Genomic DNA, 22792 nt, shown 5'->3' with positions numbered 1-22792 from the left:
CCGCAACGCCCGCACAATTGAGTAGTCAATATCATAGTAGCGTATACGGCAATCACTACCCTTTAGACCACCGCCAAATTTTTATATACCCCAACACGACACATTGAAAATCTTTATCATGGCCAAATTTTAACTGGTTCGAAAACAAGTGATGATAGAAAGAAAATTCGATTTACGTTTAAAGAAGATAGTAATGAAGCTGAAATCAGTATTTCAAGGGGGAGAAATGGTGGCTTTACAACCGTGTTAACAGGCAAAGATTTAGGAGACAGAATTAGTGCGCTTGACAATCCCTTTTGCGTGTATGTTCCAGGATTGGCTGGTATACCTGTCCAAGAGAAATACGAAGTGGCTATTTCAATCAAGAAGTCAGCAACACGGGGCGACAGCAATAATTACTTAAGAAATATAATTTGGGATATTTCTCGTAAATCAGAAAAGTGGAATAACTTCAAGGCGTCAGTATCTTCTATCTACCCCAATGTCGAAATAACCACTAAGTTTGACGAAAATGTTTCAGAATTTATTGAAGTCAATGTAAAGAGCAATGGACACGTACTTCCTATTGATTCTGTAGGCACTGGCATGTTGCAAGTTATTCAAGTTTTTGCATACATAGAGTATTTCAATCCAAGTTTAATTCTGCTTGATGAACCCGACGCACACATTCATCCTACTAAGCAAAAGTTACTAGCACAAGAGCTAATTAGACGTACGGATGCGAACCCTAAACTAAAGGTTGTATTTTCAACACATTCCCGATATATATTAGAGGGCCTTGACGGTAAAGCTAAAGTTTTTCATTTTCACGATGGAGATGTCATTCCTGATGTCAAAGGCAGCAAAATACTCCTTGATATAGGAGCAGCCGATGCCGATTATCTTTTTTCCAAAAAAGGTTTAAAGTATATAATTGTCACTGAAGACAAAGTAGATAATATACTCGAGAAAAAAGAGTTTCTAAAGAAATTCGCTTTAGCAAATGGCTTAACCGAAGACGAATTCGTACTTCATTCTTATGAAGGAAGTTCAAAAGTTGATTTTGCAAAAATACTACAAGGCTTTGTAGCTAAGCAGATACCGACAGTGAAGGTTATCGTGCATTATGACCGCGACCAAAAAATTGATGACGATTTTGAAATTAAGAAGTTACAAGAAGATTGCAAGTCTAGAGACTTATCGTTATTTATAACAGAATTTTCCGAACTAGAGAATTATTTCTGTACTGCCGAGCACTTGTCAGCTGCTTGCGGCATAAGCTTAGAGGAAGCTCAGACTGCTTTTAATCAAACATTAGCAAGTTTAGAAGCAAAAACTAAAAGAAAAATCACAAATTTCTTTATGCAATCCCGACCAGAATTTGGTCGTAACAAGGATGGTCACTTTGACATAGACATTCTTACAGAGAACACAAATAACACTTACGATGAACACAAAATAATTCTCACCCCTGGCAAAGAGCATCTTGGCGCATTGAAGGATTATATTCAAAATACTCTCAAGCAAAACCCTCAAATACTTTTGAATGTTACACCGGCACTCGTAAGCAGAAAGTTTAAAGAACTATTGGCAATTAATTCGCCGGAGCCATTGAAGCCAATAAAAGTGACTAATGACATCTCAGAGCCCGTTTCTGGAATAATTCAGCTATTGCTCGACCGAGCAAAAAAGTATCATCAATTAATTGATGTTACTAAAAGTGCCTATCAGATAATCAATTATAATCGCGGGTCCACCGCCTCGCTTTCCAGCGCGAGCACGCCGAAGACGCACTGGTGCACGCGGCGCAGGGGCTGGCCGGCCACGAAGCGTTCGAGGCCCTCGACGCCGAGGGCGAACTCGCGCAGGGCGAGGTTGCGCTTGGCTTTCACGTTGCGCTGGCGGAGGCGGTCGAGGTGGCCGGGCAGCAGGTAGTCCGGGCCGTAGATGATGCGCAGGTACTCGCGGCCCCGGCACTTGAGGGCGGGCTGGAGCAGGCCGCCTTTGCCCTGGGGGATGAAGTCGTAGGGCTTCACCACCATTCCTTCGCCCCCGGCGGCGGTGAGGTCGGTCCACCACTGGATGGCGGCTTCGACTTCGGCGGGGTTGGTGAGGGGGACGACGCGGTAGGGCGTGGCGCGGAGCAGGCTGGGGTCGGCCAGGGCGAGGGTGCGCAGGGTTTCCATGTGCCAGGCGTGGTCGCGGTCGAAGTAGGTGCGGCCTTCGGTGGCTAGTAGATGAAAGGGGGCCAGCTTGAGGTCGTCGAGGGAGTGCACAGGCCAGCAGTAGCGGCGGTAAGCGTCGGCGTAGTGGGCGGCGGCCTGGTGGCGGGCGGTGGTGCGGGCCAGCAGGGCTTCGGCGCCGTCGAGCTGGCGGGCGGTGGCTTCGGTGAGGGCGGCTTCGACTTGGGGCAGGGCGGCGAGGGCGGCAGCGGCCACGGCGGCGTACTGGGTTTTGACCAGTTCCTGGGCTTTGGCCGACCAGGGCAGCAACTCGGCATCGAGGCAGACCCAGTCGGTGTCGAATTTCTCCCAGAAGCCGGCGGTGCTCAGGGCGTCGCGCAGGCGGGCGAGGAAGGCGGTTTCGAGGGCCGCATCGGTGAAGAAGTTGCGGCCGGTGCGGGTGTAGACCTTGCCGATGCCCTCACCCACGAGGCCGAGGCGGCGCTGGATGGCGGCTTCGTCGCGGCCCAACACCACGACCACGCGGCTGCCCATGTGCTTTTCTTCGCACACCACGCGCTCCACACCGAGGCGCTTGTAGTAGTCGAAGGCTTCGGCGGGGTGTTCGAGCAGGTCGGGCAGGGCCGAGGTTTCGGTGGGCGACATGGTGGGCGGCAGGTACAGCAGCCACTTGGGGTGCAGGGCGAAGCGCGACATCACCTCCAGGGCGGCCACGGCGTTGTCTTCGCGAATGGTGACGCCGCGCATCAACCGGGTTTCGATGAACTGCTTGCCGGTGACGTCGCGGATGTCGAGCAGGTCGTCGTTTTCATGCTGGGCGGTGGTTCCCGGCGCGTTTTCAGCGGCTAATTCGTGCTGGGCTTGCGCCTGGAGGGCGCGGTAGTTGAGCGGGCGCACGGGCTCGGAGTACACCTGCGCGGCGGGCACGGCCACGAGCTCGCGCTCGGGGTAGCGCAGGGCGGTGAGGCGGCCGCCGAACACGCAGCCGGTGTCGAGGTCGATGGTGTTGTTGAGCCATTCGGCCTCGGGCACGGGCGTGTGGCCGAAGGCGACCATGGCGCGGCCCCGGTACTCGCGGGCCCATTCGTAGCGCACGGGCAGGCCAAATTCGTCAATCTCGCCGGTGCTTTCGCCAAACAGCGCGAAGGCCCGCACGGCCCCCGAGCCGCGCCCCTGCATCTCCTCGGTGAGGCCGGCGTGGGCCACGACCAGCTTGCCGCCGTCGAGCACGTAGTGGCTCACCAGGCCGTCGAGAAAGCGCCGCACTTCGCTTTTGAAGGCTTCGGGCTCGGGTTCGAGCTGGGCCAGGGTTTCGGCCAGGCCGTGGTTGACGGTGACGTTTTTGCCGTTGAGGTGGCGCAGGAGCTTGATGTCGTGGTTGCCGGGCACGCAGAGGGCGCTGCCGTCGCGCACCATGCTCATCACCAGGCGCAGCACTTGCGGGGAGGCCGGGCCGCGGTCCACAAGGTCGCCGAGGAAGATGGCCTTGCGGCGCAATGGCTCGCCCGGCGCAACCTCACCCCCTGACCCCCTCTCCAAAAAAGAGAGGGCACCGGTTCGTGAAGGCGATTCTTCGGTTGTTGAATCCGTCAGGAGCAAGACCGGTGCCCCCTCTTTTTTGGAGAGGGGGTCAGGGGGTGAGGTTGACGGCTGGGCGACCAGCGGTGCGACCACCCGCACGCCCAAATCCCGCACGCCTAAATCCCGCACGTCCGTAATCGGCTCTTCCGTAATCTGATACCCCAGCTTCTCCAGCAGCGCGCGCAGCTCTTCGTAGCAGCCGTGCACGTCGCCGATGATGTCGAAGGGGCCGGTTTCCTCCTGGCGGTTGTTGTAGAGGCGGTCGCGGGTGATGGACTGGATGGCGTCGATTTCGCCCACGTTGCGCAGGTGGTGGATGTGCCGGAAGCCCTCCTGCTTGAGGTTGCGCAAGCTGCGGCGCAGCTGCTGGCGGTGGCTGGCGATGACGTGCCGGCCCAGGTGGCGGCGGTCGGGGCGCTGGGCGTTGCGCTCCTGGGCCACGGCGTCGGGCACGTCGAGCACTATCGCCACGGGCAGCACGTGGTACTGGCGGGCCAGGGCCACCAGGGGCTTGCGGCCTTCCTCCTGCACGTTGGTGGCATCGACCACGGTGAGCAGCCCGCGCTTCAGGCGCTTGGCCACCAGGTAGTGCAGCAGCTCAAAGGCGTCTTTGCTGGCCGATTGGTCGTTTTCATCGTCGGCCACCAGGCCCCGGCAGGCATCCGACGACACGATTTCCGTGGGCTTGAACAAGCGCCGCGCAAACGTGGACTTGCCCGCGCCCGTGCTGCCAATGAGGATGATAAGAGAGAGTTCGGGGACCTTGAGGGTATCTTGGGGCATTGGAAAGAACACGGCGTAAAATTGCCGAACACAAGATTAGGCACAACTACCCACTATTGAGGCATTATTATGAAAGTCGGCAAGCAATTCAACACGCTCACCTACGGGGAGTATCTGCACCTGATTGAGAACCACAAGAAGTTCACGGATTTCAATACGCTGGGGCTATTTCGCTCCATCGTGGAAACCACGAAGCTGAGTCTCGAAGAGAAACTTGAACTGCGAAAAGTGGCAGTTGCGGCGTTTGCGAAGACGTTTGAATTTCTGCAATTGAAAGACCCCAAGACCTATTTTAAGGTAAACACGTTGGGCGAAAAATTAACCATAGCCGATGAAAGTCAGGCCTGGGACGATATCCGACAAAACCAACAGCGAATATTGGAAAGCAAGAAGCTGAAACACCGAAATTTTGGCACGTACTCAAAGCACGATTGTGGGCAAGAGATTTGCTACATGAAAGGGCTTATGACTAAACAGGGCTCTATTCTAGCTTATTATGGCAGTGGAGAAATGGGTTTCGGTTCTGATACTCGGAACTGGTTCAAGTCAGAAAAAGCGGCGCGGTACAAACGAGACAGAAAAGCTGAGCAGCAAATTGTTTCCAACAGAATTGTGGAGGAATAATCTTCCGAAAAAGTACTGCACCTCTGCCCACGTAAACGAATGACGCTTAAAAATTCGCTATCAGCTTTGCTCAACCACAAAAGGCAATCAACCCATGAATGAAATCATCAGCCAAATAGAAGCCTACAAAAGCCGTGATAATTTCCCTGTTGAAGATTGGGAAACCCGTGGCCTAATGCCTTCAGATAATGACGTCCGTGAAGGGATGAATCTGGCTGTAAATGAATTTGCAGACTTTCTGATTGCTCAAATTTCTAATGGCGTCACGGAACCTGCTGATTTACAAGAGAAAATTCAGGAGTATTTTGACGAAAGGGACAATTATGATTTTGATACTGAAGAGCGAGAATACATTGTTGACGTTCAGTGTGAATTAGCAAAATTGGTGAACGTCAGTTGTGGTGATTTGCTGATTTAATCAAGCGTCCTTTTTCATAAACACCGCCATCTGCGAGGGCGCGCCGACGCCTGCCACCTCCTCTCCCATCCCAACCAGCCGCACCTGATACCCGTGCCGCTCCGCCACGGCGGTGGCCCAGGCCGCGAACTCGGCGCGGGACCATTCGAAGCGGTGGTCGTCGTGGCGGAACTCGCCGGCGTTGAGCTTTTCGAAAAGCTGGTTGTAATCGGCATTGGGGGTGGTGACGAAGACGTGCGCCGGGCGGGCCTGGCCGAACACCACGGCTTCGAGGGCGGCGAGGCGGTTGGGGTCGAGGTGCTCGATGACTTCGACCAGGGCCGCTGCGTCGAAGCCGGCGAGGCGCTCGTCGCGGTAGAGCAGCGAGCCCTGGATGAGGTCGAGGCGGGTGCGCTGGCGCGGGGGCATCTCGTCGAGGTGCAGGCGCTGGGCGGCGCGGGCCAAGGCTTGATGCGATACGTCCATGCCGAGGATGTACTCGATTTTGGGCTGGCGCAGGAGCAGGCGTAGCAGCTTGCCTTCGCCGCAGCCCAGGTCGAGCACGCGCTTGGGGCTGAGTTGGTAGATTTCGTGGGCTACTTGCTGCAGGCGCTGGTCGTGGAGGGACGTTTTGGGCTGTAGCGTGGACTCTGCGAGTCCGCGCATCGCATCGTTCGACTCTGCCACCTGCTGCTGCACCGGTTCTGCGGACCCGCTTTCGACCTCATCCATGCGCGGACTCGCAGAGTCCACGCTACTGACCTCCCCTTCCATCAGCCTTTCCAATGTCGGGTTCACATACGCCGCCAGGTAGCGCAAATACCGCCGCGTGATAAACCCGCGCTCCGGGTGCTGGGGCAGCCAGTCGCCGCCGCGATGCAGCAGTTTCTCGGCTTCGTGCTCGCCGATGTAGTAGTGCTTGTCGTTGTCAAGCACCGGGAGCAGGACGTAGAGGTGCGTCAGCACGTCTTGCAGGCGCAGGCCGGTGTGGCGTAGGTGCAGGGTGTAGTAGCGGCTGTCGCCCCACTCCGGCACGGTGGGGTCGAGCGGAGTGGTTTCGATGTCCACTTCGTAGCCCAGCGGCTCAAAGAGGCGGCTGGGCCAGTCGGGGCCGGGCGCCGAGACGACGGCCACTTTCACGGCCAGCGGCAGGGCTTGGGCGGGCAGGCCGGGCTTGTCTTTGCAAGTGCCGTTCATGGCCGTGCCGAAGGCTTTGCTCAGGGCCGCGCTCAGGAAGGACGAGGCCACGTAGGGCCGGTCGTTCACGTATTGCTCCAGGGCGAAGCCTTCGCCGGATGCGCCGCCCCGGCCGCGCACCAGGCCGATAGGGTCGAGGTCGAGTAACAGGGCGGCGGTGCAGCGCTCGGCGGTGGCTTCGGGGTAGAAGACGTGGGCCTGGCCGCCGGCTACTTCGATGCTTTGCAGACGCGCCGGGTTCTTGTGCAGCAGGTAGCCCAGGTCGGTGGCGGGCTGGTAGGTGGTGGAGATGGTGAGGAGCATGCAGAAGGCGCGGAAATAAAGGAAGCCGAATGTAGCACTGGTCCGCTCGACGCGGGGCCAAGTTGCGGGCTGCGAAGTAGGTTTGCAGTCAGCACAACCTCTTTTCAGTCCTCTTCTCCTCTCTTACCCGCGCCGCTTTCCGTGTCCGACACCATTCCTCCCGCCTCGCCTACCGGCCCGTCGCTCAACGATTTCGCCAGCTTTTACCTCTACGGTCTTACCAACCAACCCTACCAGCAATCCACTGATTTAGCGAAGTTTGGCGAACTGTATAACCTGGTTATCGGCAACCACGGCGGGCTGGGCATTGCCAGCACGTTCCATCCCTACCAACTGGTGAACCAAGTGGGGGTGACGGTATGGTATGCGGCCTATGCCCAGTTCTACACCCAGCCCAACCGCTTAGAGTTATTCGCGGAAATGACCGTCGAAAAGGCCTCCTTTGTGGTGGTGCCGCCCGCCTCGTTCGCCGAGTTTCACATTTGGCCCGACACCCGCCTGACTACCGACGAAAACCCAATTTTTGGCCGTTTCGTCCCTTTCGTCATTCCGTTTCTGGTGCGCAAAGACCCGGAGGCATTGCGCTGGGATGCCGAGTTTGCCGCTGCTGAAGGCAGCAAGAACCGCATCAGCGCCTACCTGGAATCAGTGAACAAAGCCATCAAATTCGTGCAGCCCGCGCCGGCCTTCGTGCTGGGCTTTGAGGAATTTGACGAGCAGCGGCCGGAGCAGTTGGTTGAGAAGTTTCTGAGTTGCCGCGATATGTTGCTGTAACGACAGCTAATCACGCACCTGCTGCTCAATGTTCCTTACGTTGTTCAGCAGGGTATCGAGCCGGGAAAATTCGACGGAGCCTTCCGCAAACCTGCTTCTGCCAGTGGCCAGAAATTGCTTTGCCTTGGCGTATGCTTTGTTCCTCAAATAATAAGCAATAATTTCTTGCAGCGCTTCGTGGTCGGTGAAATTATTCGCGGCCATTAACTGCGAAAATTGGTCGTGCTGCTTTTTCAGTTGCTGGCAAGGGCCGCACCGCACCTTTTCGGCCTGGACCCAAAAGCGTAGCTGCTCATACCAATGCAACTGCTCAGCTTTGGAAAACGTGAATTCTAAGCCGCAGTCACGGCAGGTTTTCGTCTTATCAAAATAGGCGAAATGAGGAGCAAAGTCATAAAATAACTGCTTTGCTGGCTGACCTTTAACCGCACGCAGACTCTGCATGCACTCGTCGCAGGCCCAATCCACTCCTCCCTTTTTGGCATCATGCCAATAGGCATTGCCCAGCCAAACACCGCTGAGCGTGATATACGTCCTAGCCGGAACCTCTGCCTCCAGTTGCTTAAGAAACACTTGCTGCTCTTGAGGACCGCGGATTTCTCCGCAGCAAGGACAGCGCAGCGAATTGTGAGCCTTAGCGCGTTTCATAGCCGTGAAAGTACGCGCGCTTAGCCTAAGTTCATGCCCACTTTTCCCGCTCTTTCGGCACTCATCACTGCACCACCCAAGAATTTTTTGTACCAGCGCCCCGAGTCTTTCATAATTCGCTCCTGGGTTTCGTAATCGACGTGAATCAGCCCGAACCGGGGGCCATAGCCCTCGGCCCACTCGAAGTTGTCGGTCAGGCTCCAGGCGAAATAGCCGCCCACGTCCACGCCTTCGCGCTTGGCCCGCAGCACCTGGCCGATGGCCGCCTGCAGGTAGGCGCGGCGGGCCACATCGGGCACCCGCCCATCGGTCACCACATCGGGAAACGCTGAGCCGCTTTCCGTTATGAGCAGCTTTGGCGCCTTTGGATAAGCGCTATACTGTTTCAACATTTGATAAACCGACTCCGGATAAACCTCCCAGCCCATGTCCGTGTAAGGCACATTGCGTTGCCTGGCGGGCACCAGCGCGGCCCATTGCAGCGGCAGCCATGGCGAGAATTTCACCACCTCGCGGGTGTAGTTCTGGATGCCCCAGAAGTCAAAATCGAAGGCCATGCGCTGGTCGTCGCCGGGCTTTTGGTAGCGTTCCAGCAGCCAGCCCAGAGCCGGCAGCTGGGCCGTGGGATAGCCCAGGCCGAGGGTGGGCTCCATAAAAAAGAGGTTCAGCACGGCATCGGCGCGGCGGGTGGCGGCTTCGTCCTGCCGGTTGCCGGGGCGATGCGGCGTAAGGTAGGAACAGGAAAACGTGGTGCCGATTTCAGCCGAACCAGGCAGTAGGGCGCGCAGGGCGCGGCCGCCTTCGGCCTGGGCCAGGGTGGCGTGGTGGGCCGCCGCCAGAAACGCCCCTAAATGCCGCCGACCCGGCGCATGAATGCCCAGCAAGTGGCCGGCGCCCACAAACACCATCGGCTCGTTGAGCACCGCCCAGTGCGGCACCCGGTCGCCGAGGCGGCGGGCCATCAGTTGGGCGTAGTCCGAAAACCAGCCTACGATGTTGCGGTTAGTCCAGCCGCCCTTGGCCTGCAGGGCGCTGGGCAGGTCCCAGTGGTAGAGCGTGAGCATGGGGCGCAGGTCGCGCTCCAGGCAGGCGTCCACCAGCCGGTCGTAGAAATCGAGGCCGCGGCGGTTCACCGCGCCGGAGCCCTCGGGCAGCACCCGCGACCAGGCAGCTGAGAAGCGAAAATCGGTCAGGCCCATGGCGGCGGCCAGGTCGAGGTCGGTTTCGTAGCGGTTGTAGAAATCGGCCGCGACGCGGGCGTGCTCGCTGCGCCGGATGGTGCCCTTGCGGCGCGTGAAATCGTCCCAGATGCTGGGCCCCTTGCCCTGGTGCTGCCAGGCGCCCTCCGTCTGGTAGGCCGCCGCCGAAGCCCCCCACTGGAAATCCGGCCCAAAATCGGCACGAGAAAAGGGCAGCGGGGCCGAAGCCGGGTAGAACGCGGCGGGCAGCGGCTCGGAGTAGTTGGGAGGCAGTTTAATCATGCGCGGGGCGCGGAGCTTCTATATGGATGGAGGCAGAACGCAAAAGGAACGTCAATATTAGGCCGTCATGCTGAGCGCAGCCGAAGCATCTCTACTACGATTGTAAATCAATTTATCACTGCGGTAGAGATGCTTCGGCTGCGCTCAGCATGACGAGCTGTCGACATAACGTTCAATTACTGGCGCATCGCCACCCCAACACCATTACCCTGCAATTGCTCCCGCAGCAGCTGGTCAATCACCGCAGCCGTGTGGTCGGGGTAATCGACGGCGATGGTGTCGTCGCGGTGTAACCACTGGTCCACCTTGTCGAGGTTCTTGTCTTTGAAGTTTTTGATGACGGGCACGCCCATTTTGGCCAGCGCTGCTGCGTTGCATTGCTGCTCGTACTGCTGCTTCATGGGCATCACCAGCAGCTTTTTGCCCAGATACAGCGCTTCGGCGGGCGTTTCGAATCCGGCGCCGCAGAGCACGCCGGCCGCGCGGGCCAAGCTGTCGAGAAAAGCCGGGCCGCTCACCGGCCACACGCGCACGTTGCCGTATTCGGCAGGCGTCTGGCTGTGCTTACTGAAAACTTCCCAGCGAATGCTGCGGCTCAAGTATTGCAGGCGCTCCACCAGAATTTTTTCTTCGAAAGCCGGCAGGTACACCGTGTAGTGCCCATCGTTCACCGGGCTCAGCTCGCGCACCTGCTGGCGGATGACGGGGGTGGCAATGCCCGGGGCATAGGCCTGAAAATGAAAGCCGTACTGCGCCGTGCTCGGAGCGTAATGCTTCAGCACGGCGCGGCCGGCCGGGTCTTCGCGGTCGGGGCGCGGGGCGGCGGGGTGAAGCACGGCGCTCTGGTGGCTGAGGGCCACGCAGGGCACATCGCGCATTTTGCAGGCCCAGCTGCTCACCGGCTCGAAGTCGCTGATAACCAAACCATAATCCTCCACCGGCAGGTGCCGCACTTCGTGCAAAAACTTGAGCGAGTTGAACTGCGCGAAGGTTTTTACGAAGTTGATGCCGCCCTTTTTGCCAAACACAAAGCCCATGCCTTGCGCTTTATACTTCACCTCAAACGGCAAGGGCAAATCGGCCGGCGGGCCGCTCACCAGCACCTCAAGCTGCTCGCAGCGGCTTCGCAGCAGCGGCACCACATCGAGGGCCCGGCTGAGGTGGCCGTTGCCGGTGCCTTGGATGGCATAAAGAATTCGGGACATTGGTTGCTATTATCTTCCAGCTCGTCATGCTGAGCGCAGTCGAAGCATCTCTACCGCTTCGTTTCATTGATTAGGTTACTTGCGCGGTAGAGATGCTTCGACTGCGCTCAGCATGACGTTCGTTTGCTGTTGTTCAACGGTGTTACTTACGCCCTAATCTTGAATTCGGCCAGCAGCCCTTCTAGCAGGGCCGACGGATTGGCATCGGCCAATACCTCAGCAGCATCGGCAGCATCGGTATCGGCGGCCAGTTGCATGGTGGGGTCATCGTTGTAATAGTACAGCTGCCAGCCCGCTTCGGGCGTGTATTCCAGCGCGGTGAGGTTTTCCACCCAGTCGCCCGAATTCAGGTAAATCACCTCCCCTTTTTCGGTTTGCAGGGTTTTGATTTCGGGCTGGTGAATGTGCCCGCAGGCCACATAGCGGTAGCCCTCATCGGCGGCGATGGCGGCGGCCGTTTCCTCAAAGTTGCTCACCGTGGCCACCGCCGATTTCACCCGCTCCTTCACCAGCTTGCTCAGGGCCACGCGGGGCCGGCCGAGCTTGGTCAGGCCGTAATTCACAAAGCGGTTGAGCAGAATCAGCATATCGTAGCCGTGCCCGCCCAGCTTGGCCAGCCAGCGCGAATGGCGCATGGTCACGTCGAATACATCGCCGTGGAACAGCCAGGTGCGGCCGTGCGGTAGGTCGAGCACCACCTTATTGGCTAGCCGGAAATGCCCCAGCTTCAGGCCGGCGAATTTGCGCAGCAGCTCGTCGTGGTTGCCGGTCAGGTAGTGGATGCGGACACCCTTGGCGGCCAGGCCGGCCAGGTAGCGCACCACGCGCATGTGGGCCGGCGGCCAATAGTTTTTGCTGAACTGCCAGATGTCCACGATGTCGCCGTTGAGCACCAGCACCTGCGGCCGGATGCTCTTGAGGTAGCGCAGCAGCTCAGTGGCGTGGCAGCCGTAGGTGCCCAGGTGCACGTCGGAAATGACGGCCACCTGCACGCGGCGCTTGCGGCGGGCTCTGGGCCGGGCCGGCGGGGGTGTTTCGCCGATGCCGGCCTCGGTTAGGAGGTTCGTTCTCATGCGTCGGCCACTTGCGTGAACCGGCCGCCCCGGGCGGGCCCGGTGCTGCGGCGCGGCCGAATGGCCGGCCCCGGCCGCCGCCGGCCCAGCCCGCCCCCGCCCCCAAACGCCGAGCGTAAGCTACCGAGCGTGTGCAGCACAAACGCCACCCATAGCGCCACCTGAAACAGTTCGTACACGAGCCAGCGCCCCAAACGGCGCAGCCCCGAAATCAAGGCCGGGAAGTACATAGCAGGCAAGGTTATAACCGGTGAAAATCCTGCTTTCAAAGTTCAGCCGGTAATATGAAGCCTTGTTTACGGTCATATTTCCCTTAAATCAATTCTACTTTCCGCAGCGCAGTCCAATTTTAATCCAGGGGCTTGTTGCCGGGTTCTGGTCCGGTTTCCCTTTCTTTGCTGACTCAATTATTCTCCCGCTTTACTTCTCTGATTTCATTCCTTATTAACCTCTTTATTATGCATTTTCTACCTCGGGTGGCACGTCATTTTCTTGTTCTGGGCTTGCTCCTGCTGGGCGCGGGCGCCGCGGTGGCCCAGCCCACCGGCAAGGCCGCCAAAGGCCGCAAGCGCTACACCTTTGCCCAGCGCGACGCCGTGTCGCCCTACGTGCAGAACGTGACCAAAAACACCGACGAGGAGCAGGAGGTCGACGGCTCCTTCACCCGCCTCGGCTACCGTTCCTACGCCGACATGCGCACCGAAATTGACGCCCTGCGCAAGCTCAAGGAATGGGCCGATACCACCTACCAGCGCCGCCTGGCCGCCCTGCCGCCCGGCGGCGCCCTGCTCGTCACCATCCATCGCCAAGGCCCAAAAGGCGCGGAGCTGTCCAACCTCACGCTCACCGTCACCGATAAAGCCGGCAAGGAGGTACTGGCCCAAACCCTGGCCCCCGGCACCGGCCGCTTCTTCGGCCGCGACCTCTACCAGGCCCAACGCCTCATTCCCTTCCCCAAAATGGAGGCCCAGGAGCTCAACGTCAGCATCCGCGACGCCAAGCTTTACCAGACGTTTGACTACATCCTGACGCTGCCGGCCGCGCAGTAAGTCGTTGGCCAGTACTGAAAGGGGCAACATCCGCCATTGCTGATGTTGCCCCTTTTTCTTTTCCTTAGTCAGACAATAACCCGGCGCTTCGGGCGCTTGATGCGGCATGAAGCGCAAAAAACGACTCCTTTTCCTGGCGTTGCTGCTGGGGCTGTGGGCACTCTTTAGTTGGCCCACCTACCACTACCCGCCCCCGTCGGACCTGCGAAAAAAGGCCAACTATCTGGAGCGCATCATCCGCACGCCCGAAAGCGAATCAACGGAACTAGCCGCGCTGGGCAACGCCGAATGGTCGTTGTTTTCGATGTCGTATTCGACGTACGCCTTTACCAACATGGCGCAACTCGACACCAGCTTCCGGGCCGAAGCCGCGCACTATACCCAGCTGGCCATCGGCCGGATGCTGACCGGCGGCATCGCGCAAGCCTTTCGCAACCCCGATGCGCTGGTCGAAGCCGATTCGGTAACCTCCGTGCTTTACCTCGGCCACCTCAACCTGATGCTGGGCTGCCACCGCCTGCTCGACCCTGCCTCGCCCTATAAAGCACTGCACGATTCCCTGTCCGCCTCCCTGCACCGCCGCCTCGCCACCGCGCCCAACCATTGCCTCGAATCCTACCCCGGCGGCGTGTGGGTGCCCGACAACACCGTGGCCCTGGCCTCGCTGCAGCTGCACAGCGACCTGACGGGCAGCCCCTACCGCGCCTTCTGCCAGCAATGGGCCGCCTACGCCCGCCAGCACCTCACCGACCCGGCCACCGGTCTGCTCCTCTCCAAGCCCCGCACCCGCCACCACGCCGCCGAGGAGCCGCGCGGCTCCCACCTGGGCTGGAGCATCAACTTCCTCTACCGCTTCGCCCCCGCCCTCGCCGCCGAGCAATACCGGCTCTACCAGCAGCATTTCAGCACCAATTTCGGCGTCATTCGGCTTTACCGCGAGCGCCGGGGCAGCTACGAAACCAGCGAAGGCGACGTCGACAGCGGCCCGCTGATTCTTGGCTACAGCATCCCGGCCACGGCGTTCGCCTTCGGCAACGCCGTGGCCCTGCGCGACTGGCGCAACGCCCAGCGCCTGCGCCGCGTCATCCGCTTCGGCAGCCGCGAGGTGGCCACACCCCAGGAGCTGCACTACGGCGTGCGCTTCGTGGATTTATCCGTCAGCCCGCTGGCTGAGGCGCTCTTGTTGCACGCCGAAACCATGACGCCGTGGAGAGTAATCCATTAAAAAAGGGAAGCGGCTCAAACCTGTTTAGCCCAATTTAGAGCCCCTCGGAGGTTACCGCCGCAGCCGCACCCACTGCACGGCAATCACCGTTTTGGCATCGCGCAGCGGTTCAGCCACCAATTCATCCCAGCTTAGCTCTACCATTTCGATGTTCTCGTTTTCCTCAGCCAGCCCACCGCCCGCGCCGGGGCGCTGGCTCACTTCGGCGTAGTACACGGTAATTTCCTCTGAGCTGGTGCCCGGCGAAGGCCAGATGCACACAATTTCCTCTAGCTTATCGATTTCGTAGCCCAGCTCCTCGTGAATCTCGCGGCGCACGGCCGTTTCCGGGGCTTCACCTTTATCAATCATGCCGGCGGCAATCTCCAGAATCTCTGCTTCCGGGCCGATGCGGAACTGGCGGGTGAGCACGTACACCTGCCGGTCGGTATCATAAACCAACGCGGCTACGGCCTTGCCGGGCGCAAACTGCTCGCGCCGGAGCCGGTGCTCGCCGTCCTGCACAATGAGTTGATTGACTTTGTAGTGGCCGTCGAAAACGCGGCTGCGCTCGATAATCTGCATGAGGGAAGGTTGGGGGTGACTGCTGAAGCGCCCAAAGAACGGAAAAGGAAACCAGGATTTACGCCCGACGGCCTCCGGAAGCAGCAGGGGCAATAACGGTAAGGGCATCCTCCAGCGGCTCGAAGCTGGTGATTTCGGCCACATGAGCTAGGGGGCGCGCCGCTCCCAGCCGGTTCACCCACACCGGCCGAATGCCTACGGCCAGCGCCCCCAGCACATCAGCCCGCCAGTTGTCACCGACCAGTACGGTTTCCTCCGGACGGGCTCCCAGGCGCTGCAGGGCCACTTCAAAAATCCGAGGGTCAGGCTTGGGCAAACCTACCTCCTCGGAGGTAATCAGCGCATCTACCAAATCTGTCATGCCCAGGAAGGCCAGTTTTTCTTCCTGCTCAGCGGTGCGGTTATTGGTCACAATACCAATGCAGTAGTGCGGTTTCAGGGCTTGCAGCAAGGCCAGGGCGCCGGCTACGGGCTGCCGCATCAAGGGGTAATGAAGTTGGTTGGCCCGCACGAAATCATCGACATCGGCAGCCGAGGCGTCCGGCCAGTAAGGGGCCAGCAAGCGCTCGAAGCGCAGACGGCGCGCTTCGTCATAAGTGTAGCGGCCGGCCATCAGCTGGGCGTGGTATTCTTCCAGCAGTTCGCTGTAGAGCTGGTAAAAAGGCTCGAAATCGACGGTTTGGAAGAACGGCAAGGGCGCCGCGCTGGCCCGCAGAGAGGCCCGCGCCGTGGCAATATGGTCGAATAAGGTATCGTCCAAATCAAATAAAACCGTCGTCAGACGAGTTGACCAAGGCAATTTTTCGGGTTTTAGCGACATGAATGCGAGGCAGTTGCCAATGGGCCGGTGGCGGTTTGCGGGCCCGGCAGGCCATAAAACCCAACGATTGTTGGCGGCTGAATAGGGCGGCTCCCATCCGTTTGAGAAAGGTGAAACAGGCTTTCGGGTTTGTGTGTTGTACCTTTGTTGTCACCAGGGCCGCCGTCGGAGCAGCCCGCTGCCCGGCCGCGTCGGGCAAAGCCCCGCGCCTCGGCTGTCTCCGCGAAGCAAGCGCACCTCACTCCAATTCCTCTTCATTTCGGGAATCGGTCGGCCTCCGACGAGCCGCCCACCCTCCCCACGCCCGGCCTTTGCCCGCGTGGCCATGCCCGCCTATGCTACGGCGCAGGCTGAACCACCCATCTTGTGGACGACTGTCTACCAATAATTTATTTAAGGGCATTGTGACCGTTTCTCCGAAACGTCACGCAGAGCGCAGCGAAGCATATTTATCGCTATGCTATTCTCAAACGAATCAACGAAGCGATAAAGATGCTTCGCTGCGCTCTGCATGACGTGCTGAAACAGCCGCCAAAGCCCTCCCCAATTACCCCCTCAACATGACGTTTGACGAGTTAAACCTGATTGACCCCATCCTCAAGGCCCTCAAAGAAGAAGGCTATACCACCCCTACTCCCATTCAGGAGCAGGCCATTCCCCACGTTCTCGAAGGCAAAGACCTCCTCGGCGTGGCCCAGACCGGCACCGGCAAAACGGCTGCTTTTACCGTGCCCATCCTGCAGGTGCTGCACCGCACAGCGCAGGTTTCGAGCCACCCGCGGGGCGCCATCCGCTGCCTCGTGCTCACGCCTACCCGCGAGCTGGCCATCCAAATCAACGAAAGCTTCGGCGCCTACGGCCGCCATTTGAGCCAGATTCGCCACACCGTTATTTTCGGCGGCGTGAGCCAGGGCTCGCAGGTTGCGGCCCTCAAGCGCGGCGTAGAAGTGCTGATTGCCACCCCCGGCCGCCTGCTCGACCTCATGAACCAGGGCTTCGTGGACCTGCGTCAGGTCGAGGTATTCGTGCTCGATGAAGCCGACCGCATGCTCGACATGGGCTTCATCAACGACATTAAGCGCATCCTGCCCAAGCTGCCCACCAAGCGTCAGACGCTGTTTTTCTCGGCCACCATGCCCGGCCAGATTCAGGAGCTTGCCAGCACCATTCTGCGCCCCAACCCCGTGCGCGTGGCCGTAACGCCCGTCAGCAGCACCGCCGATACCGTGACCCAATCGGTGTATCTGGTTGAAAACAACGACAAGCCCGCCTTGCTCCGCCACATTCTGGAAGACAAAGGCATCAAGCGCGTGCTCGTGTTCACCCGCACCAAGCACGGCGCCGATAAAGTAGTGAAGGCCCTCGCCGCCAACTCAATTCCGGCCGAAGCCATCCACGGCAACAAGAGCCAGAACCACCGCCAGCGCGCCCTCTCCAACTTCAAAGCCGGCAGCACCCGCGTGCTGGTCGCCACCGATATCGCCGCCCGCGGCATCGATGTGGATGAACTGACCCACGTCATCAACTACGAAATCCCCAACGAGCCCGAAACCTACGTGCACCGCATTGGCCGCACCGGCCGGGCCGGCGCGTTCGGCACCGCGTTTTCGTTTGTCGAAGACGAGGAACGCGCTTACCTGCAGGACATCCAGAAGCTCATCAGCCGCCAGATTGACGTAGAAGCCGAGCATCCGTTCGTATCCGGCCGCATCAAGCCGGTAATGCTGCACGGCAACGAACGCATCATCCGGCCTAAGGGCCCGGCGGGTCGTCCGGCCCGCTCCGGTCCCCGCGAGGGCGGCCAGGGTGGCGGCGGCCGTTCCGGCGGCGGCCAGGGCGGCGGCGGTCGCTCGGGTGGCGGTCGCGGCGGCGAGCGCCCCAGCGGCGGCAGCAACGGCGGTGGCCGGCCCAGCGGTGAGCGCAGTCGTCCGGCCGCACCGGCCAGCAATGGCCAGTCCGATACCGCGCGCCGCTTTGGCAGCGGCGGCGCCCGCGTGAACGTGGGCGGCAACCGCGAAGGCGGCGACCTCGGCGGTCGTCGCCGGGGCGATGCCGGCGGCACCCGCCGCGGCTCGTTCTAAGCAGAACGCACCTCCCTTAAAAAGCAGAAGGTCCCGGAAAACTTTTTCCGGGACCTTCTGCTTTTTAAGACTGATACTGAATACTTGACACCCATTACCAACTTCTAGAAATGGCCCACCCCACGCTTCCCGTCATTCAGGCCCTGCGCGACACGGCCCAGCGCCTTGCCACCCAAGCGCCCTACCAGTGGGGCCACATGGGCAGTTGCAACTGCGGCCACCTGGCCCAAACCATCACGCAGCTGACCAAGGCCGAAATTCACGCCCGGGCCATGCAGCGCTACGGCGACTGGGAGCGCCAGATTGTCGATTACTGCCCCACCAGCGGCCTGCCAATCGACCAGACCATCGATGAAATGCTGGCCCTCGGCTTCACCCGCCGCGACCTCACCCACCTCGAACGCATCTCCGACCCCACCATTCGGGCCGCTATTCCATTCGAGCGCCGCGACGCCCTGCGCCACAACCAGCGCGACGATGTGGTGCTCTACCTCCGCACTTGGGCCGACCTGTTGGAGCGGGACCTGCTGGCTGGCATCAGCCTGCCGGACTTTGCCGCCGCCCCCGTGCCCACGCCGGTACTGACCGCCGCTCACTAAAGCAGCACACCCGGCAACGGCTCTATCCGAGGCCAGACCGCCAACATAAAAAGCCCCCACCAAAATTTGGCGGGGGCTTTTTGTTTATCATAGGGCCATCACCTAAAAGGTGACTGGCCGGAAGATTTAGTTACGGGTCACGTTGGAGCGTTGCGCTTCGCGGTAGCCTTCGGCGCGGTGGGCGCGCTTATAGGCAGCATCAGCGGAAGGGTCTTTCTCAGCCTCGGCGGCATCGGGAGCCTGGGAACAGGAGGCCGTCAGGAGCATGGCCGTAGCGGCGGCCAACCAAAGATTCGTGCGGGTCAGTTTCATGCTGCGAAGGTAGCCCAGCGCCGCCAATTGGACAACCGCAACCGGTTATCTCACGCCCTGCTCGCAACGAAAGGCGCACCTAGACTGAGAGATTCACTGGCATAAGTCGAGGCCAAAGTTGATGGCAAGACGGGCATCAAAGCCCATTTACAATTGACAATTCTATTTGCGCTCTTGCGCAATCACCTCTTGAAGCAGCCGAAGCCACTTCGCCAAAACCGGCCATTCAGTGTGGCAGCCCTATCACTTTAGAAATCGTATTTATGGCCGGTTGGGGCCTCAACCCTTCTACTTAAGTCAAGAGCAAAGATGCGCTCAGAGAGTTAGTAACGAAGATAAACACGAGTTTTGACGATTATAACTTAACCGCTTAGAAGGCATGTCAAATTGTTTAGTATAATTCCTGTCATTTCTACCAGGCGCAGGTTTCGAAAGCATCTCATAAAATGAGCATCAAGAAACCCATTACCGAACTGCCAGGCCCGCCTAACAGCCAACAACCAGCTTAATGTATTCAACGCGTTAGCGCTTATTATTACTATGAATATTAACACTATATGAAAAATAAAAACTCCTTATAACACATCACGATATGCTCCCCATATAAATTAGCAACACAAAGAACTAAATATTTATTTTACTACCTACACACCCCACTACTATTAGAACGATTTAAGGGACCTACTAACATACTGACAAATTGCATTTCATTAAGCACCAGCTCGCTTTTGAATCTACCAAGCGTCTTCAATATTCTGGCTGTGGTCACTTCCGTTTATGCTTAACAGCGAGGGTCCGATAGTGTGCAATGGAAAGCATCGTCATGGCTGTGACGCGCCCGATACACTGGCAAAGCAGTCATTATTCCAGGTGCCACAAGCTTCCCCAGAAGCTTCCTTCCTTTCTGCACAGGCAAGATGAGCCCGCAGTTTCTGCCGGCCTTCGCCCGCTGAAACTATCCCTTGCAATGGGTCTGTCAGGAAGAGATTATTCCGGCTGAAAGTCGGCAAAAGACCCGTCCCGGTAGAAAATCACAATACGCCGAATTGGCTTATCCGAACCGGCTATGAGTTGGGCGGCGGTGCTGCTTTGAGGTGCGCTGGCGGGCTCAGCGACGGGGATAGGTGCCGACAAAGGCTCAGGCAGCGGCGAAGCTTCAGTTGCGGGCACCGGTTGGATGGCAGGGGCCTCGGGGACTGCAGTATTTGCCGCTGGCTGGGGTTTCTTTGGCGTAAAGCGCCCGGGCATAGCACGATGGGCCGATACGGCCTCCCCAACCGACTCATCCGTGCTCGGCAAAGGGGCCTGACGGTTTTTCACAGCCTTTGCGGCGGAACCACCAGCTGACAGGGGGACGACGATTGGTGCGGGAGTAGGCACCTTAGCCGGTTCAACGGGCGGTAAAAGTGGCTCTGGGGCATTAGCCGGGGCTGAAAACGGCGCCCCAGCCAGCATGGGACCCGTGCCGTTCAGCAGCCAGGGCATCGACAAGTCTGGCATAGACGCCAGTATCCGTTGCACTACTTCGAGGCTGGGCTTATTGCGGCCCGACAGGATGTGGCTCACGATGGGCCGCGCAATGCCAATGGCATCTGCGAACTGGGTCGGAGAAAGTTGCCGGGTGTCCAGCAGCAGCCTGATACGCTCAACCATTTGCAATTACTAAGTTACAAATGTAAGAACGGTTTTTTGAAGACTGTTATCAACTGCCATAGTCCTCAGTTTACATAAGTGACTTTGCGGGTTTTCAGATTATGTGACACAATAGTAAATCGAATAGCCATGTGAACAATACTCATACTTAATACACATTTGTAATTAACATATCTGTTCATAATATGGTCTTGTAAAAGGTATTCCAAGCAAAAAGCCCAGTTGCCATTGGCAACCGGGCTTCGCAAATCTGACTTTATTTTAGCAGTGTTAGCGTGTGCCAATGCCGAGCCCTGATTGGACTAGGATTTGGTCAGCTAGTCGAAAAACTCCTTGGCTAGGGTCTTATCGTGTCCGTAGATATCATCGCGGAAGTGCGGGTGGCCAGCAGCATCGGCCCAGGCCGTGAAGTATACCAGGTAAACCGGCAGCTTTTCTTTGAGCGAAATGTACTTCTCACGGTGGGTGGCGATGGTGTCCAGAATGGTGGACTGGTCCCAGCCGGCCTTATCGCGCAGGAGGTAAGTAGCCAGTTTGACGGGCTCTTTCACGCGCACGCAGCCGTGGCTAAAGCTGCGGGCACTCTGCGAAAACAGCGCATCGTGTGGCGTGTCGTGCAGGTAAATGTCGTTCGAGTTGGGGAAGATGAACTTCACATCTCCCAGGTCATTGTCGGGGCCGGGGCGGCGGCGCAGGGTGTATTTGAAGGTATTCTGCGTCACGTTGGCCCAGTCGACGGTGGTGGGGTCGATGACTTTTGCCTTGCGTCCACTGCCTTTCACCACCTCCATATTCAGGCGGTTGAGGGTACCTACGGGGTCGGCCACGAGCTTAGGCCGCATCTCATTTTCGATGATGCTGAAGGGCACATTCCAGTAAGGGGCCAGCACCACGTACTCCATTTTGTCGCTGAATATGGGCGTCTCATGGAGCACTTTGCCCACGATGACGGGCATCGAAAAGGCCTCCTTATCGTTCTCCACCACGTGCAGGGTGTACTCCGGAATGTTCACCAAAAGATAGTTCGGCTCGAAGCGTTTGGGGAGCCAGCGCCAGCGCTCCATGTTCAGGATGAGCTGGTCGATGCGGGCCCCGATGGGCACGTTGAGCTGGCGCAGGGTTTCGCCGCCCACCACGCCGTCGGGTTTCAGGCCGGCATCCTGCTGGAACAGCTTGACGGCGGCCACCACCTCCGCGTCGTAGGTGTAGGCGGCCGGAGCCGCGCCCACGCGGGCCGAATCGGCGAGGGGCGTGCTGGCGGCTTCACCACCGGCGCTGTTGAGCAACCGCTTGCGCAGGGCTGCAACCGCCGGCGACGACTGCCCCGGCTTCAGCTTTAAGCCCGCGGGCAAGGCGGGCCAGCCGCCCGCCCGCTCTTGGGCGCGGTAGGTGGCCAGAGCCTTTTTCAGCTGGTCGTACTCGGGGTGCAGGGGGGCAAACTCGTAGTAGTTATAGCGGCTTTTACGCTCGCCCAGGAAGGTGGCCAGGGCTTTGTTGAGCTTGATTTTGTTGGGCTTTACCTGCCAGGTGGTGCTCTTCAGGTCGCGCGGATTGGCTACGCCCCGGTAGTAGTCCGAGGCCCATTTCATGTAGGTGCCGGTCAGGGCTACGTCAATTTCCCGCTCCAGAGCCGTGCGCTTGATAGAGTCCTCGCGAGCCTTTTCTAATTGAGCAAACAAATCCCTAAAGTCCTTAATCTGGTAGTCTTTAGCGTTCAAGCCTTCATCCGCAGCTTTAGCAATTATATCCTGCAAAGTCTTGACCTGAACCACCGGCTGATGGTCTTTGAACCATCCCAAACGGAACTGGCGCTCCCGGTAGAACCGGCGGGCAGGCGTCAGTTGGGCTTTGAACTGGGGCTGAGCCCGGAGGGTGTTGATGACGTAGGTGCTGTCGATGAGGGGCTGGGGGCCCAGCTCCCGCACGGCCGCTGCGCCGGCAGCGCTGCTGCCTTCACCCGACTGGCTACCATCGGAGCCGCAGGCCTGCAGAGAGGCGCCGCCAATGAAGGCTGCTAGCAGCACCCAGAGCAGCGAAGAAAAACGAAGGAATAATGACATTGAAAGGAATGAAGCGAACGAAAAAATGACCACCGGTCAACTGCCGGCAGCTGGGCGTTGTACTGCCTAGCTTAATGGGAAGTTGCGGCGGACCCGCCCGCTGGCTGTCCGGCTGCAAATTACACCCTGGCGAGGCACAGCACGCTATTACCTTGCCCGTAATCGTGCCAACTTCGTACCATTGAAGCCTGTTCAAGCTCC

Annotated in this window: 19 protein-coding genes and 1 pseudogene; 8 read left to right on the top strand and 12 right to left on the bottom strand. The window is 58.8% G+C overall.

Translation table 11 applies throughout. The features are described 5' to 3' along the window. Window positions 1-243 precede the first annotated feature (243 nt). Window positions 244-762 (top strand): annotated as a pseudogene (locus Q5H92_RS06495) (AAA family ATPase); the annotation flags it as partial. Window positions 763-1718: 956 nt separating this feature from the next. Here the strand turns inward: Q5H92_RS06495 and Q5H92_RS06490 are convergent. Then, on the bottom strand, window positions 1719-4526 hold the full coding sequence (locus tag Q5H92_RS06490; RefSeq protein WP_305010682.1) for a polynucleotide kinase-phosphatase: 2808 nt from the start codon (window positions 4524-4526) through the stop codon (window positions 1719-1721). Between the two features lie 69 nt (window positions 4527-4595). Here Q5H92_RS06490 and Q5H92_RS06485 point away from each other — a divergent pair, with 69 nt between their 5' ends. Together Q5H92_RS06485 and Q5H92_RS06480 are read left to right on the top strand one after the other, a co-directional pair. After that, complete coding sequence (locus Q5H92_RS06485) at window positions 4596-5150, top strand: hypothetical protein (protein ID WP_305010681.1); 555 nt, start codon at window positions 4596-4598, stop codon at window positions 5148-5150. A 94-nt stretch (window positions 5151-5244) separates the two neighbouring features. Then, window positions 5245-5568 carry a DUF4844 domain-containing protein gene (locus tag Q5H92_RS06480; RefSeq protein WP_305010680.1) on the top strand — a complete coding sequence of 108 codons (324 nt, stop codon included), beginning with the start codon at window positions 5245-5247 and terminating at the stop codon, window positions 5566-5568. Here the strand turns inward: Q5H92_RS06480 and Q5H92_RS06475 are convergent, their stop codons facing one another. Further along, window positions 5569-7047, bottom strand: coding sequence for a 3' terminal RNA ribose 2'-O-methyltransferase Hen1 (locus tag Q5H92_RS06475; RefSeq protein ID WP_305010679.1), 1479 nt, complete (start codon window positions 7045-7047; stop codon window positions 5569-5571). 141 nt (window positions 7048-7188) lie between these two features. On the opposite strand from Q5H92_RS06475, the gene Q5H92_RS06470 reads away from it, so the two are divergent. Then, window positions 7189-7821, top strand: a complete 633-nt coding sequence (locus tag Q5H92_RS06470) for a hypothetical protein (protein ID WP_305010678.1) — start codon at window positions 7189-7191, stop codon at window positions 7819-7821. A 6-nt stretch (window positions 7822-7827) separates the two neighbouring features. Here Q5H92_RS06470 and Q5H92_RS06465 read toward each other — a convergent pair whose 3' ends face one another. The 5 genes from Q5H92_RS06465 to Q5H92_RS06445 form a co-directional block, all read right to left on the bottom strand. After that, a complete protein-coding gene (locus Q5H92_RS06465) occupies window positions 7828-8469 on the bottom strand; it encodes a zinc-ribbon domain containing protein (protein WP_305010677.1) in 642 nt (213 codons plus the stop codon). A 20-nt stretch (window positions 8470-8489) separates the two neighbouring features. Further along, window positions 8490-9950, bottom strand: a complete 1461-nt coding sequence (locus Q5H92_RS06460) for a GH1 family beta-glucosidase (protein ID WP_305010676.1) — start codon at window positions 9948-9950, stop codon at window positions 8490-8492. 176 nt (window positions 9951-10126) lie between these two features. Continuing rightward, the gene (locus Q5H92_RS06455) at window positions 10127-11155 is read right to left on the bottom strand and encodes a glycosyltransferase family protein (RefSeq protein ID WP_305010675.1); all 1029 of its coding nucleotides are present in this window, start codon (window positions 11153-11155) and stop codon (window positions 10127-10129) included. A 146-nt stretch (window positions 11156-11301) separates the two neighbouring features. Then, complete coding sequence (locus Q5H92_RS06450) at window positions 11302-12228, bottom strand: UDP-2,3-diacylglucosamine diphosphatase (RefSeq protein WP_305010674.1); 927 nt, start codon at window positions 12226-12228, stop codon at window positions 11302-11304. Then, window positions 12225-12458 carry a hypothetical protein gene (locus Q5H92_RS06445; RefSeq protein WP_305010673.1) on the bottom strand — a complete coding sequence of 78 codons (234 nt, stop codon included), beginning with the start codon at window positions 12456-12458 and terminating at the stop codon, window positions 12225-12227. The genes Q5H92_RS06450 and Q5H92_RS06445 overlap by 4 nt, the downstream gene beginning before the upstream one ends. Window positions 12459-12686: 228 nt before the next feature. Here Q5H92_RS06445 and Q5H92_RS06440 point away from each other — a divergent pair, with 228 nt between their 5' ends. Together Q5H92_RS06440 and Q5H92_RS06435 are read left to right on the top strand one after the other, a co-directional pair. Then, window positions 12687-13277, top strand: a complete 591-nt coding sequence (locus tag Q5H92_RS06440) for a hypothetical protein (RefSeq protein WP_305010672.1) — start codon at window positions 12687-12689, stop codon at window positions 13275-13277. A gap of 106 nt (window positions 13278-13383) precedes the next feature. Continuing rightward, window positions 13384-14502 carry a hypothetical protein gene (locus Q5H92_RS06435; RefSeq protein WP_305010671.1) on the top strand — a complete coding sequence of 373 codons (1119 nt, stop codon included), beginning with the start codon at window positions 13384-13386 and terminating at the stop codon, window positions 14500-14502. A gap of 51 nt (window positions 14503-14553) precedes the next feature. Here the strand turns inward: Q5H92_RS06435 and Q5H92_RS06430 are convergent, their stop codons facing one another. Together Q5H92_RS06430 and Q5H92_RS06425 are read right to left on the bottom strand one after the other, a co-directional pair. Beyond that, window positions 14554-15066 (bottom strand): NUDIX domain-containing protein, encoded by a 513-nt coding sequence (locus Q5H92_RS06430; protein ID WP_305010670.1) that lies wholly within the window; start codon window positions 15064-15066, stop codon window positions 14554-14556. A 58-nt stretch (window positions 15067-15124) separates the two neighbouring features. Then, window positions 15125-15886 carry an HAD family hydrolase gene (locus Q5H92_RS06425; RefSeq protein WP_305010669.1) on the bottom strand — a complete coding sequence of 254 codons (762 nt, stop codon included), beginning with the start codon at window positions 15884-15886 and terminating at the stop codon, window positions 15125-15127. 560 nt (window positions 15887-16446) lie between these two features. Between Q5H92_RS06425 and Q5H92_RS06420 the strand changes: the two genes are divergently transcribed. Then, entirely contained in the window at window positions 16447-17967 is a 1521-nt protein-coding gene (locus Q5H92_RS06420) for a DEAD/DEAH box helicase (RefSeq protein ID WP_305010668.1), read from the top strand. Between the two features lie 110 nt (window positions 17968-18077). After that, the gene (locus tag Q5H92_RS06415) at window positions 18078-18566 is read left to right on the top strand and encodes a hypothetical protein (RefSeq protein WP_305010667.1); all 489 of its coding nucleotides are present in this window, start codon (window positions 18078-18080) and stop codon (window positions 18564-18566) included. 126 nt (window positions 18567-18692) lie between these two features. Here the strand turns inward: Q5H92_RS06415 and Q5H92_RS06410 are convergent, their stop codons facing one another. The 3 genes from Q5H92_RS06410 to Q5H92_RS06405 all read right to left on the bottom strand — a co-directional run bounded on the left by Q5H92_RS06410 (window position 18693) and on the right by Q5H92_RS06405 (window position 22591). Beyond that, the gene (locus Q5H92_RS06410) at window positions 18693-18878 is read right to left on the bottom strand and encodes a hypothetical protein (protein WP_196284743.1); all 186 of its coding nucleotides are present in this window, start codon (window positions 18876-18878) and stop codon (window positions 18693-18695) included. A gap of 987 nt (window positions 18879-19865) precedes the next feature. Beyond that, window positions 19866-20531, bottom strand: coding sequence for a helix-turn-helix domain-containing protein (locus Q5H92_RS26635; RefSeq protein WP_369811123.1), 666 nt, complete (start codon window positions 20529-20531; stop codon window positions 19866-19868). 317 nt (window positions 20532-20848) lie between these two features. Further along, window positions 20849-22591 (bottom strand): L,D-transpeptidase family protein, encoded by a 1743-nt coding sequence (locus tag Q5H92_RS06405; RefSeq protein ID WP_305010666.1) that lies wholly within the window; start codon window positions 22589-22591, stop codon window positions 20849-20851. Window positions 22592-22792: the final 201 nt, after the last annotated feature.

Origin of the sequence: Hymenobacter mellowenesis (genome assembly GCF_030581005.1) — a bacterium.
Taxonomy (GTDB): Bacteria; Bacteroidota; Bacteroidia; order Cytophagales; family Hymenobacteraceae; genus Hymenobacter; species Hymenobacter mellowenesis.
Note: the sequence above shows the minus strand (reverse complement) of the source record. Positions and strands in the feature narration are given on the sequence as shown.